Origin of the sequence: Halorubrum lipolyticum DSM 21995, assembly GCF_000337375.1 — an archaeon.
Classification (GTDB): Archaea; Halobacteriota; Halobacteria; order Halobacteriales; family Haloferacaceae; genus Halorubrum; species Halorubrum lipolyticum.
Genome location: NZ_AOJG01000006.1, coordinates 72,432 through 87,184, shown reverse-complemented (window position 1 = coordinate 87,184; position 14,753 = coordinate 72,432). Strand labels below are relative to the sequence as shown.

Sequence of the window (14,753 nt, the reverse complement as noted above, 5' to 3'; positions counted from 1 at the left end):
GCTTCAGATCACGCCCATCGCGTCGAGCCGCTCGGGGAGGTAGGTGTCGGTGACGAAGTCGAGCCCGCGGCTCGCGAGCGACTGCTGTTCGGACTTCTTCCCGATGTCGAGCTGCAGTTCGATCTGTTCCTCCCAGTAGTCGGTCTGGAACCGCGGGTCGTCCAGCTCGGATTCGAGGGCGTTCACGTCCGAGTCGGAGAGCGGGTCGGCCGGGAGGTCGTACTCGACGATGTCCTCGGGCTGGATCCCGACGAACTGCGCCTCCGGCGTCGCGAGGTACTTCGAGAGGTGCGCGGACTTGATCGAGCCGTACGCCACGGAGCCGTAGATCCGGTAGGACCACGGGTCGCCGTCGGCGAAGACCGCGATGGGAACGTCCAGCTCGTCGTGGACGCGCTTCGTGATCCGACGGGTCGCTCGCGCCGGCTGGCCCTTGAGGTGGATGACGAGGCAGTTGTACTCCTCGTCGAACCCGTTCTCGACGAGCCGGTCGCGCATCCCGCCGGTCTCGACGGCGAGCGCGAAGTCGATGTCGTCGTCGAGGAACTCGATCATGTCCGGGTTGTTCGGGATCTGGTAGCCGCCCGCGCCCACGTCCTCCTGACAGTGGATCTCGCGTTCTCCGCGGCGGGTCTGCTCGCGGATGAGGAGGGGCCCCATCAGGGTCGCGCCCGACTCCTCCGGGCGCATGTGGAAGTCCTCGCGGGTGACCCCCGTGACGATCTCCAGGTCCTCCACGAGGTCGTTCGACTCGTCCTGACTCGAGAACTGCGCCTCGTCGTTGTCCCACGACTCCGAGAGGTAGTACAGCTCCCGCAGCGTCGACGAGCGGTCCTCGTCGAGCTGGTCCGCGAGGAACTCGATCGTGTACGCCGCCTTCAGCAGCTTGCGCGCGCCCCGCACCGAGTTGGCGCTGCGCGTCGACGTGCGGTCGCCGTAGGTCCAGACGCCGCTTTCGGTGTCGTACTCGATGTTGCTCTTCGTCCGCGTGGGAAGCGTCATCTCCGGGATGTTCCCGGCGGCGAACTGGTCGTAGAAGTCCGCTGCCAGGTCGATCAGCTCGTCTCGTGCGTCGCTTTCTGTCGTCATTTACGCGTTCACCGTGAGTTTCTCAGTCTCCACGCCGCCGACGCTGACCTCGAAGTCGGCCTCGCCGTCGACCGCGTACGTCAGTTCCCGCTCGTCGCCCGAGGGCACCTCGGGCTTCCACTGGACGAACCACTCGCCGTCCATGTCCACCACCGTCCCGTCGGAGAGGTCGGTCGGCTCCGCGGAGACGATGTCCGTGATCTCCAACTGCTCGTTCACGTCCGAGTGGTTCTCGACGACCAGCGTCACCGTCTCGCCGTCCACCTCGCGCTCGACGCTGACGTTGTTCATGATCCGCGCCAAGGCCCCGTCGATGTCGGGGCGCGACCGGCCCGTGACCTCCGAGACCTTGTCGGCCATCTCCGGGAGGATCTTGCCGAGCACGTCCTGTTTCTCCCGGCGCTGCTGCATCGAGCGCCGCTTGTTGAGGTACGACTTCAGCTCGCGCGCCGCCTCGCGGACCGCCAGTTCGATCTCGTCTTCGATCGCGGGGACGTTCGCGAGCGCGTCCTTCGACTCGCTCGTGAACGGGACGTTCGTGGAGGCGACGTGGATGCTGATAACGGCCGGCCCGTTGGGGAGCCCCGATCCGCCGGGCTGGTCGAGCCCGTAGTTGCGCCAGCCGATCGACTTGATCACGTCCGTCGTCGCGCAGGCGCCGCGCTGGTAGACGAGCGGGACGCGGTTCGCGAACCGGAGCAGCTCGACCGACCCCTCGGCCGGGATCTCGCCGCCGTAGGCGATGCCGGCCTCGACGATGAACGGGTCGCCGCCGTGGACCTCGGCGTCGCGGGTCGCGGCCGCGTAGAAGTCGGCGTCGTACTCCTTCCGGAGGCCGGCCTCGACCAGCTCGGCCGTGATCGGCGCGAGGCAGTCCGTCGGCGGCGCGAGGATGTCGGTCGTCCGCATCGCCTCGAGTAAGTCGGCCGCGGCGTCGCGGTCGCCCGCGATCGACTTCACCTTCGGCGGGTCGTCCGGGACCGTCCGCGCCCGCGACCAGAACGCCTCGACGACGTTCTCGCGGGCCGTCTCGCCGAAGGTGGCGTCGCGCTGCTCGGCGACGAAATTGGCCGCGTCCGCGACGAGCCGCTCCAAGTCGTCGCGGGCGATCCGGAACGCCTCACCGTCGAGGTTCGCGAACCGACGCGCGAGCGCCTCGGCCATCGCCCGCACCGCGGCGTCGTCCTTCCGGGTCGAGGTGGCGTCGTCGACGAGGGCGTAGGCGTCGGCGACGAGGGGGGACTCGGCGTCGTCGCCGTCCCCGTCATCGGCGGCACCCGCCGCGTCGCCGTCGGCGTCCACGCCCGTTATCGCCCGCCACGCCGCGTCGACGGCGTTCTCGCGGACGGTCCCGCCGAACGTCTTGCCCGTGTCGCCCTCGACGTTTTCGGCGACGTTACCGACGATCGCCGCGAGTTCCGAGCGCGAGAGGCGGTCGTTGCCAGCGACCGTCTCGGCGACGCCCTCGGCGAAGGCGGTGGTCGCCGCCTTGCCCTTGTTGGCGACCGCGTCCGCGACCGCGGCGGCGACGTCGCGGTCGTCGTGGGCGCGCGGCGGCGACCACGCGAGCTCGCGGCCGTAGTACACGTCTCGGAAGTTGTCGATCACGCTGTCGGCGGTCTTCTTGCCGACCCGCGTGAACTCCTCCTGGAGGAACCCGGAGACGGAGTACGACTCGGTCGCCTCCAGCATCTTTATCAGCGCGCCGAGCTCGACGCCGTGCGGGTGCGGGCGGATCTCCTCCGTCTCCGCCGGCAGCTCGTCGGTCGCGCGCTCGAACTTCAGCGGCTCGTCGAGCCCCGGCTCGCGGAGTTCGAGCCGCGCGTGGGGGTTGACGACCGCGGTGTGTTTCACGTAGTCGTGGAGCTGCTGGCGGGCGCGCATGTTCGCCTCCATCTCCAGCTCGATCCGGGTGCCGTGGGGGCGGTCCCACGTCGTCTCCTCGTCCGCCTTGATCTCCGGCTCGTTCGTGTCGGTGTCGATGATGAGCTCGAAGTACTGCGCCCGCGACTGTCCCTTCGGGCGTGAGGTGATCTTCGCGGGCTGGCCGGAAGTCAACTGAGAGTACAGTACAGCCGCTGAGATCCCTATTCCCTGTTGGCCACGAGACTGCTCCCTGGCATGAAAACGACTCCCATACAGGAGCTTCCCGAACACTTTCGGGAGCTGTTCTTTCGTGATACCGGGCCCGTTGTCCTCGATGACGAGCCGGTAGTAGTCGCCCACCTCCTCGATCTCGATGTAGATGTCGGGGAGGACGCCGGCCTCCTCGGTCGCGTCGAGCGCGTTGTCGACCGCCTCCTTGACGGCGGTGACGAGCCCGCGGGCGCCCGAGTCGAACCCGAGCATGTGTTTGTTCTTCTCGAAGAACTCGGCGATGGAGATCTCGCGCTGGCCCTCGGCCAGCTCCTCCGCGATCCCCTCCTCGTCGCCGATCGTCGACTGGAAGGACGTCATTCGGTATCCTCCCCTTCCACCGAGGCACCTAAAAACGCACCGCCGGCGCGGTGAAAGTGGATCCCGGCGTCAGGCGCCGTCTCGCCGCCCTGTTCGGGAACGTTTCGCACGAAGCGTGACCGTCGGATCCCGCCGACAGATTTCTCCCCGTGACGCCCCTTCCGTGCGTATGGCAGACTGGACCGCCGAGGAGATGCCGCGACTGGACGGGAAGACGGTGGTCGTCACCGGCGCGAACAGCGGGCTCGGCTACGAGGGGACGCGCGCGTTCGCCGCGGAGGGCGCTACGGTGGTGATGGCGTGCCGGAGCGTCGAGCGCGCCGAGGACGCCGCCGCCGAGATCCGCGCCGACGCCGGCGGCGAGGTCGACGGCGACCTCGACGTGCGCGAGTGCGACCTCGCCTCGCTCGACTCGGTGCGGGCCTTCGCCGAGGACCTGAGCGACGACTACGACGCGGTCGACGTGCTCTGTAACAACGCGGGCGTGATGGCGATCCCCCGGAGCGAGACCGCGGACGGCTTCGAGACGCAGTTCGGCGTCAACCACCTCGGCCACTTCGCGCTCACCGGGCGGCTCTTCGAACTCCTCGAAGCCGCCGAGGGGGTCGACGGCGTCGCGCGCGTCGTCACGCAGTCGTCGGGCGCCCACGAGCAGGGCGAGATGGACTTCGCGGACCTCAACTGGGAGCGGTCGTACGGCAAGTGGAAGGCGTACGGCCGGAGCAAGCTCGCGAACCTCCTGTTCGCCTACGAGCTCCACCACCGGATCGACGCCGCGAACCGCGAGACCGACGCCGGCCTCGACGTTCGTAGCGTCGCCTGCCACCCCGGCTACACCGACACCAACCTCCAGATGCGGACCGCCGCCGAGAGCGGGAACCCCCTGATGAAGGTCGGGATGAAGGCCGCGAACGCCCTTCTCGGACAGGACGCCGAAATCGGGGTCGAGCCGATGTTGTACGCGGCCACCGCCGACGTCGACGGCGGCGCGTACGTCGAGCCCGGCGGGCTGTTGAACATGCGCGGACACCCGACTGTCGGCCGCTCGAACGACGCCTCCTACGACCGCGAGGACGCCCGGAGACTCTGGGAGTACTCGACGGACGCGACCGGCGTCGAGTTCCCGGTTTGAACGGTCGAGTCCGCGGCTCTCGTCGATTTATAAAGATGGTCGCTTCGAGGGTTCAGCGATCGACGGAGGTCCGCCCGTCCCCGGTCAGTCCCGCCCCTCGACGAACGTCGCGATCCGGTCGGTCGCCTCCTTCAGCTCGCGCATCGAGGTCGCGTACGACACCCGGAGGTGGCCCTCGCCGCCCTCGCCGAAGACGGAGCCGGGGACGACCGCGACGCCCTGCGCCTCCAGCAGCTCCTCGGCGAAGACCTCGTCGTCGCCGCCGCAGTCCGGGAACGCGTAGAACGCGCCGCCCGGCTCGAAGGTGTCGAGTCCCATCTCGTTGAACCGGGAGACGACCAGCCGCCGGCGGCGGTTGTACTCGTCGACCATGTCGGTCACCTCCTCGTCGCAGCGGTCGAGCGCTTCGATCGCGGCGTACTGCGGCGTCGTCGGCGCCGACAGCATCGTGTACTGGTGGATCCGGTTCATCGCGTCGATCGCGTCGGTCGGGCCCAGCGCGTACCCCAGCCGGAGCCCCGTCATCGCGTACGCCTTCGAGAACCCGTTGACGACGACGGTGCGCTCGCGCATCCCCGGCCGGGTCGCGATCGACGTGTGATCGGTCCCGTAGGTGAGCGCCGAGTAGATCTCGTCGGCGATCACCCGGAGGTCCTCGTCCCGGCAGAACGCGGCGACCTCGGCGTACTCCTCCTCGGTCATCGTCGCGCCCGTCGGGTTGTTCGGGTAACAGCAGACGAGCAGGTCGGCCTCGGCCGCGCCCGCCGCCTCCAGCGACTCCCGCGTGAGAGCGAAGTCGTCCTCGGCCCGCGTGGGGACCGTCAGCCGCTCGCCGCCCGCCAGCTCGATCCCGGGGCCGTAGGAGATGTACGTCGGCTCGTGGACGGCGACCGTGTCGCCGGGGTCGACCAGCGCGCGGAACGCGAGGTCGACCGCCTCGCTCGCGCCGGTCGTGACGAGCACCTCGTCGGCCGGGTCGTACGGCTGGTCGTAGCGCTCGTGGTGGGCGGCGATCCGCTCGCGGAGCGCGGCCATCCCGCGGTTCGAGGTGTAGGAGGTCTTCCCGCGTTCGAGCGAGTCGATCGCGGCGGTGCGGGCGGCCCACGGCGCCGAGAAGTCGGGCTCGCCGACGCCTAAGGAGATCACGTCGTCGCGCGCCTCCGCGAGCTCGAAGAACTTCCGGATCCCCGACTCCGGGAGGTCGCGCGCGCGGTCCGAGAGCCTCATGGCGAGACGGAGAGGCGGTCGTCGTCGTCGCCGTCCTCGAACCGGATCCCGCCGTCCTTGTAGGTCTCCATGATGTAGTGGGTCACCGTCTGGGTGACCTCGGGCATGGGCGCGACCTGCTCGGAGATGAACCGCGAGACGTCCTGCATCGTCTCGCCGAGCACCTCGACGGCGAAGTCGTAGTCGCCGGAGACGAGGTGGAGGGCGTCGACCGCGGGGAATTTCGCGATCCGGTCGGCCACCTGCTCGTAGCCGGTCTCGCGGTCGAGCTCGACGTTGATCTCGACGACCGCCCGGATCTTCCCCTCGTCGACGCGGTCCCAGTCCACGACCGCCTGGTAGCCGTGAACCACGTTGTCCGCCTCCAGCGCGTCGATCGCCGCCGCTACCGCGTCCGCGTCGAGGCCCGTCTGGGCCGCGATGTCGTCGATGTCCTCGCGGGCGTTCCGCGCCAACACGTCGAGTACCTCGCGCTCGGCGTCCATACCTCACGATCACGCGGGGACGGTTTATGAGTAGCGACGGACGCAAGACGGGCGAGGGGGCAGGCCACCGCTGACGAGCGCGCCCCCTTCCGCCACCCCCACGACTTTGAGCGTGGCTCGAGAGTGACAGCACATGGCTTCAGACACACCCCTGAGCGAGACGTTCGACATCGGCGGCGACATGACCGTCAACCGCCTCGGCTTCGGCGCGATGCGGATCACGGGCGAGGACATCGTCGGCCGCCCCGACGACGAGGAGGAGGCCAAGCGGGTCCTCCAGCGAGCCGTGGACCTCGGCGTCGACTTCGTCGACACCGCCGACTCCTACGGGCCGGGCGTCAGCGAGCGGCTGATCGGCGAGGCCCTCGGCGACCCCGACGACGTGGTCGTCGCCTCGAAGGCCGGCCTGCTCCGCAACCGCGAGGGCGATTGGCTCCCCCACGGCGACCCCGACTTTCTGCGAAATCAGGTGCTGTGTAGCCTCGACCGGCTCGGCACCGACACGATCGACCTCTACCAGTTCCACCGCCCCGACCCCGACACCGACTTCGAGGAGTCGGTCCACGCGTTCGCGGAGATGAAAGACGCCGGCCAGATCTCTCACGTCGGCCTCTCGAACGTCAGCGTCGAGCAGTTAGAGACCGCCACGGAGATCGTCGACGTCGCCACCGTCCAGAACCGCTACAACGTCGGCCACCGCGACGACGAGGACGTGCTGGCCGCCTGCGAACAAAAGGGCGTGGGCTTCATCCCGTGGGGACCGATGTACGCGGTCGACGGAGACGAGACTCCCGACGCGCTCGACCAAGTCGCCGACCGCCACGACGCGACGGCTCGGCAGGTCGCGCTCGCGTGGCTCCTCGATCACTCCGACGTGACGCTCCCGATCCCGGGCACGTCGAGCGTCGACCACCTCGAAGCCAACCTCGCGGCCGCGGACCTGTCGCTGACGGACGAGGACATGGCCGCGCTGAACGACGTCGACCCGCAGTAGCGACTGGGGCGCCGATCGTCCCCCGGCCGGTCACTCGACCGTCTCCACGTCAGCCATCTGCGCGACCTTCAGCGCGGTCGCGACGTTGAACGCGAGCCCCAGCGGCGCGGCGACGACCGCCGCGAGCAGGGCGCCGGGCGTTCCAGCACGCGTCAGGAGGCCCAGTGGAACGGAGCAGACTGCAGTGACGATCGCGACGAAGAGGAAGAACCCGAGCGGCTGGTGGCGCGAGACGAGGTCCCGCGCCCGGCGGACTGCGGACTCGATCCCTCGGTCCTCCAGGGTGAGGACGTACACCGTCGGGAAGTACAGGTAAGCGAGCACGAGCGCCGCGAGGACCGCGGCGACGAACAGCGGCGGAACGACGAGCAACGGCAGGAAGAGGGCCGCCACCGCGACCACGACGATCGCCTCGAGGAGTATCATCCGGACGCCGAACCGCCGGACGCCCGCGACGAAGTCAAACTGTCCGGTCGTGATCCCCTCGGCGATTGCGCCGAAGTAGCCCGCGCTCAGCGCGCCCGAGACGACGACGTAGGCGCCGAGCAGCGGGACGAAGAGCACGACCGACTCCACGGTGCCGAACGGGAGGCCGACCGAGAGCCCGTCCCCGGTCGGCGACTCCACGAAGCTCCAGAGGTCGTACCGGTAGACCGGGAACGACGCCCGGACCGAGATCCCGTCCGTCCGCGACGCCGCCAGCAGGTCGCTCGCGTTCAAAAGCGTCGTGACGAGCGGCACGAGCGCGAGCGGGAGCAGTCGCGAGAGGTGTGAGAACGTGCGTACGACGATCGGTTCCGGAGCGGACTGCGCGCCGTCTGACGGACCGTTGGAGGGCCGGGCCATGTCGGCGGTTCGCGTTCGACCCTGAAAAGCGTCGGCCGTCCGCGATACCCGTCAGCACGCTGTGCCGGAGTTGGTCACCGGCGGCGACGTTACTCGTCGAACGGGTTCGTCAGCTCGACCGTCTCCTCGCGGTCGGGGCCGACGCCGACCGCGTAGATCGGCGTGTCGATCTCGTCGGCGACGAACTCCAGGTACTCGCGGGCCGCCTCCGGGAGCGCGTCGTAGCCCGCCTCGGCGACCGCGGCCGAGTCGAACTCCGCCCAGGTGTCGAGCTCCGCGAACACCGGCTCGCAGCGCTCCCAGCGCTCGGTCGTGGTGGGGACGGTGTCGATTTCTTCGCCATCGAGCTCGTAGCCCGTACAGACCTTCAGCTCGTCGAGCCCGGCGAGCACGTCGACGTGGTTGACCGCGACGCCAGTGAAGCCGGAGACGCGCGCGGCGTGCCGGAGCATGGGGAGGTCGAGCCAGCCGATTCTTCGGGGGCGGCCGGTGACGGTGCCGAACTCGCCGCCCTTCTCGCGGATGTCGTCGGCGAGCGCCTCCTCGTCGGCGTCGCCGTCGAGCTCGGTCGGGAGCGGCCCCTCGCCGACCCGGGAGAGGTACGCCTTCACGATGCCGACGACCTCGCCGTCCCCGACCGCGGTGACGCCGAGCCCGGAGCCGACCGACGCGGCGCCGGCGGTCGGGTTCGAGGAGGTGACGAACGGGTAGTTCCCGTGGTCGATGTCGATGTGGGTACCCTGCGCGCCCTCGAAGAGGATCTCGTCGCCCGCCTCGCGGCGGCGGTGGAGGTAGTCGGAGCAGTTGACGGTCATCCCCTCGTCGGCGAGGCGCTCGCCTATCGCGGCAAACTCCTCGTGGAGCGCGTCGACGTCGAACGCCTCGGCGCGGTCGTCACCTCCCTCGATTTCGAGCCCGTACACGTCCTCGACGAGCGCGCGCTTCTGCGGGACGGCGTACTCGAGCTTCTCGCGGAGCACGTCGGGGGCGAGCAGGTCCGCGATCCGGATCCCGCGACGCCCGGCCTTGTCCTCGTACGTCGGACCGATGCCGCGGCCGGTCGTGCCGACCTCGTCGCCGGCGTCGTCGTCCGCCTTGACCTCCTCTTCGATCCCGTCCAGCACGCGGTGGTACGGCATGATGACGTGCGCCCGGCGGGCGACTCGCACGTCGGGGTCGAGCCCGCGCTCGCGCAGGTCGTCGATCTCGGTGAACAGCGTCTTCGGGTTGACGACGCAGCCGTTGCCGAGGATACCGGTCGTCCCCCGGACCGCGCCGCTCGGCACGAGCGACAGCTTGTACTCGACGCCGCCCTCGACGACGGTATGGCCGGCGTTGTCGCCGCCCTGATAACGGACTACGACGTCCGCGTCCCCTCCCCACCGGTCGACGAGCGCGCCCTTGCCCTCGTCTCCCAGCTGGGAGCCGACGATGGTGAGTGTCATACGACCCGGTGGTTCCGGGCGGGAGGTAAAACCGATTACGGTCCAGCGCCGGAATCACACCACGAACGTGCATTAGATCCGCAGAGTATGCGCGCCGCTATCGCCGTTCGTGGTGACACACCAGCGATCGGCGACGAAGCGATGCGACCGGCTCGCCGCCGCCGCGATCGAATGCGTTAACTACCCCCACGTCAAAGCGTCGGGTCGAGCGATTTCGGGTCGTCCGCCGACAGCAACTTTTAAACGGGGGCATGACGAGTTAACATGTGCCATGATAGATCGACTAGAGAAGGAGGTAGATATGCTGGAACGTCACCTCCAGGTCCTGCGGATGGTCATCGAAAACGAGCCGATCGGCATCGTGAAGATGTCGAACGAGACGGGCTACCCCCATCACAAGGTCCGCTACTCGCTGCGCGTGCTCGAGGAGGAGAACCTCATCGAGCCGTCCAGCCAGGGCGCGATCACGACCGAGCGCACCCACGAGTTCGTCGACGAGCTCGACGAGAAGCTCGACGAGACGGTCAACAAGCTCGGCTCGATGCGGATCGACGACGCCGCGGAACTCGAGAACTGAACCGCTTCGACTTCGCGTGAGACGACGGACGGGTCGCGTTCGGGTCGTGTTTACGTCGCGTGACCGCTGCGTTCGAATCGCATTTAAGTAGCGTTTGAATTGCGTTTAAATAGCTATTAAACCGCGTCCGGAGCGAGTTTACCGTTCGGTTCCCGACTGTTTCGCTCTCCCGAGCTGACCGCTCTGACTCGTTGCGCTCCGGTTTCGGACTCCCCCGACGGCTCGACGGCGACGGGTTCAGTCTCGACGGCTACAGGTCCGGGACCGTCATGTGGAAGCCGCCGTCGCGGGCCTCGACCAGACAGAGGTGGTAGCCGCGCTTGCGCGAGAGCTTCACGAAGCTCGCGCGCTTCGACCGGCTGAAGAGGCCGCCGCCGACCGCGTCGCTCGCGGTCTCTAACGCGCCCGGCTCGAAGAAGCTCTCCGTCACCGCGAACGCCGCCGCGAACGACTCGTTCGACTCGGCGATGTCGCGCCCGTTGCCCACGAGCGACTCCAGCGCGCCCTCGGCGGTCGGGTCTCGGCTGTCGTTGAGGTCGGCGACGAACAGCGGATTTCCCATCCGGTCGCGCAACACGAGGTCGAACGAGCGCTGCTCGCGGGTCTCCTCGCCGTTTTCCCGGAGCGCGATCGACACGGAGCCGCCGATCTCCGCGCGGTCGATCTCCGGGATGGCGTCGTAGAGGTCGCGGAGCACGCTCTGGTTGCCGGTGCCGCTCACCTCGAACGGGAGGTCCTCGACGAGCCACCGGGTGAACCCGTACTCGATGGTGCCCTCCAAGAACGCCTCGAACGGCTGCCCGTCGACCGCGAGCCCGTCCGTCTCGAAGCTGGTGTGGTGCTCGATCCGGAGATTCTCGCGGAGCGCCTCGCGGTCGACCGCTCCGTCGTGGGCCTGTCTCTTATACACATCNCCTCCGCCGCCGATATCGTTCGGTCGCTCTCCGGGAGCCGGTCGCGGGCGGCCGACAGCTCCGACTCCAGCCGGTCGCGCTCCTCGCGGAGCGTCGACAGCTCCGACTCCAGCCGGTCGACCTCGCTCGCGAGCTCGTCGCGCTCCGCGGCGATGTCGTCGCGGTCGGCCGCGAGCTCGTCCCGTTCCGCCGCCAGCGTCGCTCGCTTCTCCTCGGCGGCCTCCAGTTCGGCTCGGAGCTGTTCGCGCCGCTCGTCGGTCGACCCGCGGTCGACCGCGCCCGACCCCGAAGCGCGCTGCGAGACCGCCGACCGGTTCGCCCGGCTCGACCGGTCCCGGTCGGTAGAGCGAGGCTCGGGGGACCGGTCGGCGCCGTCGGCCGCGGTCGAGCCGGCGTCGCCGCTCCGGCCGGCGCTCCCGGAGCGCTGTCGGTCGCTCGCCTCGCGCGGGGACCGTCCGCCCGCGTCCGTCTCGGCCTCACCGCGACCGCCCGGGGGATCGCTCGCCTCCGACGGGTCGAGCGCGGGGATGGACTTCTGCTCGCGCCACTGCTCCTCCTCGGAGAACACGTCGTCGTCCGGGCCCTCGCCGTCGGATTCCGAGGCGTCGGGAGCGTCGGTCGTCACAGCGGGAGCGGCCCGTTCCGCCGAGGCGTCCGCCTCTGCGCCCGCGTCCGGGCTCCCCGCGTCCGCCCGCTCGGCCACGTCCGTCCGCTCGGCCGCGTCCGTCGGCGTCTCGGTCCCGTTCGCTCCGCCGGTTCGCTCCCGCGGCGAGGGCGTCGCCTCGTCGGTCGACTCGCCCGCGGTCTCGGTCGTCTCGCTCCCGTCGACCGGGCTCTCGTCGTCGCGAGGCGCGTCGGCGCGAGTTGCCTCGCGGACGGGTTCGTCTTCGACGGTCTCGGCCCCGTCGCTCCCGCCGCTCTCGCCGCTCTCGTCTGGTTCGGCGGGTTCGGAGATATCGATGGGGCCGGCGTCACCCGTCTCGTCTTCGGCGATCTCGGCGGGTTCGCCGTCGTCGGCCCCGTCTTCGATCTCGATCGAGTCGCCTTCGGAGGCGGCCTCGTCACCCGCGGCAGTCACGCCGCCGGTCGCGCCGGGATCGGGGATCTCCCGCACGTCCAGATCGACCTCGTAGACGGTGTAGATCCCGACCTCGTCGTCGGCCAGTTCGAAGGCGTCGTCACCGGTTTCGAGCCGGCGGGAGTTGCCGACGTACGCCGCCGCCATCGACTCGCCCGCGGTGTAGGTGACGTAGTAGTCGCCCGAGAGCACGTTCTCCGACAGCTCGACGTAGCCGGTGAATCCGCCCTGCGAGAGCTTCCGGTCGGCCTCCGAGAGCGGCGTGTCGTTCGTGTAGTACTGCGCCCGCGGCTCCCCGCCCTCCTCCTGCATGGCGAATAAGACCGGGAGGACCTCCGCCGGTGATTTATAAACCGTCCCGGAGGCGTCCGCGAACGCGTCGAGGTCGGCGTCCGCGGTACCGACGACGCGGCCCTCGAACACGAACAGCCACCCCGTGCCGTTCGTCACCGCGCCGGAGAACCCCCGGTCGACGAGACGCCCGAGCCCCTCGAAGCCGCCCGAGAACTCCCGGGCGTCCCACCCGGTTATCTCCGCTCTTCGCTCTGCGTCCATTTGCGTTTACGTCGCCTGCAACGACCCAAATACCTTCCGGAGCGTGAGACGGTCGTCTGACGCCGGCGAGCGGGCGCTCCGGCCACGGTCGCGGCTTCGCCGTCCACCGATCGCGGGGATGCCACCCGCTCCGGTCGCGGCTACGCCCCGTCGACGGCGTCGATCGCCTCGCAGCCGAGCTCGATCACGTCCGGCTGGAGGTCGCTCGCGGTCAGCTCCGTCGGCGTGTACCAGCGCCAGTCGTCGGGGTCGACCTCGTCGTCGCCGTTCGGCGCGATCTCGCGGGAGTCGACCCGCGCGTAGTAGAGGTGATCGACGTGCTGGTGACCCACGGACCCGTCCTCGTGGACGTTGATGTCGTGGAGCATGAGGTGGGCCGGCTCCGGGAGCCCGCGCGTGTTCGGCCCCTCGATCGGCGACTCGGTCGCGACGAGCTCCGCCTCCAGCCCCGTCTCCTCGCGAACCTCCCGGAGCGCGGCCTCGTGGGGCAGCTCGTCGCGGTCGACGTGCCCGCCCGGCGGGAGCCGGATCCCGAGCCGCTCGTGGGCGTGGAGCGCGGTCGCGCCGTCGTTGACGACGTACGTCGTCGCCGTGAAGTGACGAGTGGTCTCCATACCCGTGGCTCGGCCTGCGCGGGCTTGGGCGTTCGGAAAAACGGCGGGCGTCGACGGCGACCGAATCGGAATCGGGGAGCGGCGTCAGTTCAGCGCGACGCCGTCCTCGGCCTCTAACAGCTCGTGGTACCGGTTCCGGATGGTGACCTCGCTGATGTTCGCGACGTCGCTGACCTCGCTCTGTGTCACCTTCTCGTTGACGAGCAGCGAGGCGGCGTAGACGGCGGCGGCCGCGAGCCCGACCGGCGACTTGCCGGAGTGGATCCCCTGCGACTTCGCGGTGTCGAGCAGCGACCGGGCGCGGCGCTCGGCCTCGTCGGAGAGGCCCAGGTCGGAGGCGAACCGGGGGACGTAGCTCTCGGGGTCGGCGGGCTGGATCTCCAGCTTGAGCTCGCGGACGACGTAGCGGTACGTCCGGGCGATCTCGTCCTTCTCGACCCGGGAGACGGCCGCGATCTCGTCGAGGCTGCGCGGGGTCCCCGCCTGCCGAGCGGCGGCGTACAGCGACGCCGTCGAGACGCCCTCGATGGAACGGCCGGGCAGCAGGTCCTCGTCGAGCGCGCGGCGGTAGATGACGGAGGCGGTCTCGCGGACGTTGTCCGGGAGGCCGAGCGCCGAGGCCATCCGGTCGACCTCGCCGAGCGCCTGCTTCAGGTTGCGCTCCTTCGAGTCGCGGGTGCGGAACCGCTCGTTCCAGGTGCGCAGCCGCTGCATCTTCTCGCGCTGGCGGCTGGACAGCGACTTCCCGTAGGCGTCCTTGTCCTGCCAGCCGATGTTCGTCGAGAGCCCCTTGTCGTGCANGGCTGGACAGCGACTTCCCGTAGGCGTCCTTGTCCTGCCAGCCGATGTTCGTCGAGAGCCCCTTGTCGTGCATCATGTTCGTCGTCGGGGCGCCGACGCGCGACTTGTTGTCCTTCTCCTTCGAGTCGAACGCGCGCCACTCCGGCCCGCGGTCGATCTCGTCCTCCTCGACGACGAGCCCGCAGTCGACGCAGACGGTCTCGCCGTGCTCCGTGTCGGTCGCGAGCTGGCCGCCGCACTCCGGGCAGTGCAGCTCCTCGTCGGCCGACTCGGTCTCGGGTTCGGTCTCGTCGACGTGCTCCGCCGTGTACGTTCGAACGTTTTCGCTCATTGGTTAGTTCAAGTGGAGGGAACGGGTGGACCGAGAGACGCGTCTCGGTTGGTTGTCCTCACCGTCACGTAAGCGTCGGAAATATTTAAATGATCGGGTCGTTTTCGGATCGGAGAAGCTCCGGAAGAGGAGTTCACGAGGCGTTATTCGACGAATATTGCCGGTTTTTTGGCCGACCTTAATACCGATCGACACCGATCGCCGATCG

Annotated in this window: 10 protein-coding genes and 2 pseudogenes; 3 read left to right on the top strand and 9 right to left on the bottom strand. The window is 69.2% G+C overall.

Annotation, left to right across the window (positions count from 1 at the left end; all coding sequences use genetic code 11):
• Positions 1-3: 3 nt before the first annotated feature.
• Both C469_RS02125 and C469_RS02120 read right to left on the bottom strand, forming a co-directional pair.
• Positions 4-1,089: a DNA topoisomerase IV subunit A gene (locus tag C469_RS02125; RefSeq protein WP_008003438.1), complete on the bottom strand. Its 1,086-nt coding sequence runs from the start codon at positions 1,087-1,089 to the stop codon at positions 4-6.
• A complete protein-coding gene (locus C469_RS02120; protein WP_008003436.1) occupies positions 1,090-3,546 on the bottom strand; it encodes a DNA topoisomerase VI subunit B in 2,457 nt (818 codons plus the stop codon).
• 169 nt (positions 3,547-3,715) lie between these two features.
• Between C469_RS02120 and C469_RS02115 the strand changes: the two genes are divergently transcribed.
• Complete coding sequence (locus C469_RS02115; protein ID WP_008003434.1) at positions 3,716-4,678, top strand: oxidoreductase; 963 nt, start codon at positions 3,716-3,718, stop codon at positions 4,676-4,678.
• An 84-nt stretch (positions 4,679-4,762) separates the two neighbouring features.
• Here the strand turns inward: C469_RS02115 and C469_RS02110 are convergent, their stop codons facing one another.
• Positions 4,763-5,905 carry a pyridoxal phosphate-dependent aminotransferase gene (locus tag C469_RS02110; RefSeq protein ID WP_008003433.1) on the bottom strand — a complete coding sequence of 381 codons (1,143 nt, stop codon included), beginning with the start codon at positions 5,903-5,905 and terminating at the stop codon, positions 4,763-4,765.
• Entirely contained in the window at positions 5,902-6,390 is a 489-nt protein-coding gene (locus tag C469_RS02105; protein ID WP_008003432.1) for an Lrp/AsnC family transcriptional regulator, read from the bottom strand. The genes C469_RS02110 and C469_RS02105 overlap by 4 nt, the downstream gene beginning before the upstream one ends.
• Positions 6,391-6,523: 133 nt before the next feature.
• Between C469_RS02105 and C469_RS02100 the strand changes: the two genes are divergently transcribed.
• Positions 6,524-7,384 carry an aldo/keto reductase gene (locus C469_RS02100; protein WP_008003431.1) on the top strand — a complete coding sequence of 287 codons (861 nt, stop codon included), beginning with the start codon at positions 6,524-6,526 and terminating at the stop codon, positions 7,382-7,384.
• A 30-nt stretch (positions 7,385-7,414) separates the two neighbouring features.
• Here C469_RS02100 and C469_RS02095 read toward each other — a convergent pair whose 3' ends face one another.
• Entirely contained in the window at positions 7,415-8,230 is an 816-nt protein-coding gene (locus C469_RS02095) for a hypothetical protein (protein ID WP_008003430.1), read from the bottom strand.
• Between the two features lie 89 nt (positions 8,231-8,319).
• Positions 8,320-9,675: an adenylosuccinate synthase gene (locus C469_RS02090; RefSeq protein WP_008003423.1), complete on the bottom strand. Its 1,356-nt coding sequence runs from the start codon at positions 9,673-9,675 to the stop codon at positions 8,320-8,322.
• Positions 9,676-9,946: 271 nt separating this feature from the next.
• On the opposite strand from C469_RS02090, the gene C469_RS02085 reads away from it, so the two are divergent.
• Positions 9,947-10,252, top strand: a complete 306-nt coding sequence (locus C469_RS02085; RefSeq protein ID WP_008003416.1) for a hypothetical protein — start codon at positions 9,947-9,949, stop codon at positions 10,250-10,252.
• A gap of 250 nt (positions 10,253-10,502) precedes the next feature.
• On the opposite strand, the pseudogene C469_RS02080 reads toward C469_RS02085, so the two are convergent.
• From C469_RS02080 to C469_RS02070, 3 genes and pseudogenes are all read right to left on the bottom strand, one after another.
• Positions 10,503-12,799 (bottom strand): annotated as a pseudogene (locus tag C469_RS02080) (DUF7527 domain-containing protein).
• A 140-nt stretch (positions 12,800-12,939) separates the two neighbouring features.
• Positions 12,940-13,413, bottom strand: coding sequence for an NUDIX hydrolase (locus C469_RS02075; protein ID WP_008003413.1), 474 nt, complete (start codon positions 13,411-13,413; stop codon positions 12,940-12,942).
• 84 nt (positions 13,414-13,497) lie between these two features.
• A pseudogene (locus C469_RS02070) lies at positions 13,498-14,545 on the bottom strand (transcription initiation factor IIB).
• Positions 14,546-14,753 lie beyond the last annotated feature (208 nt).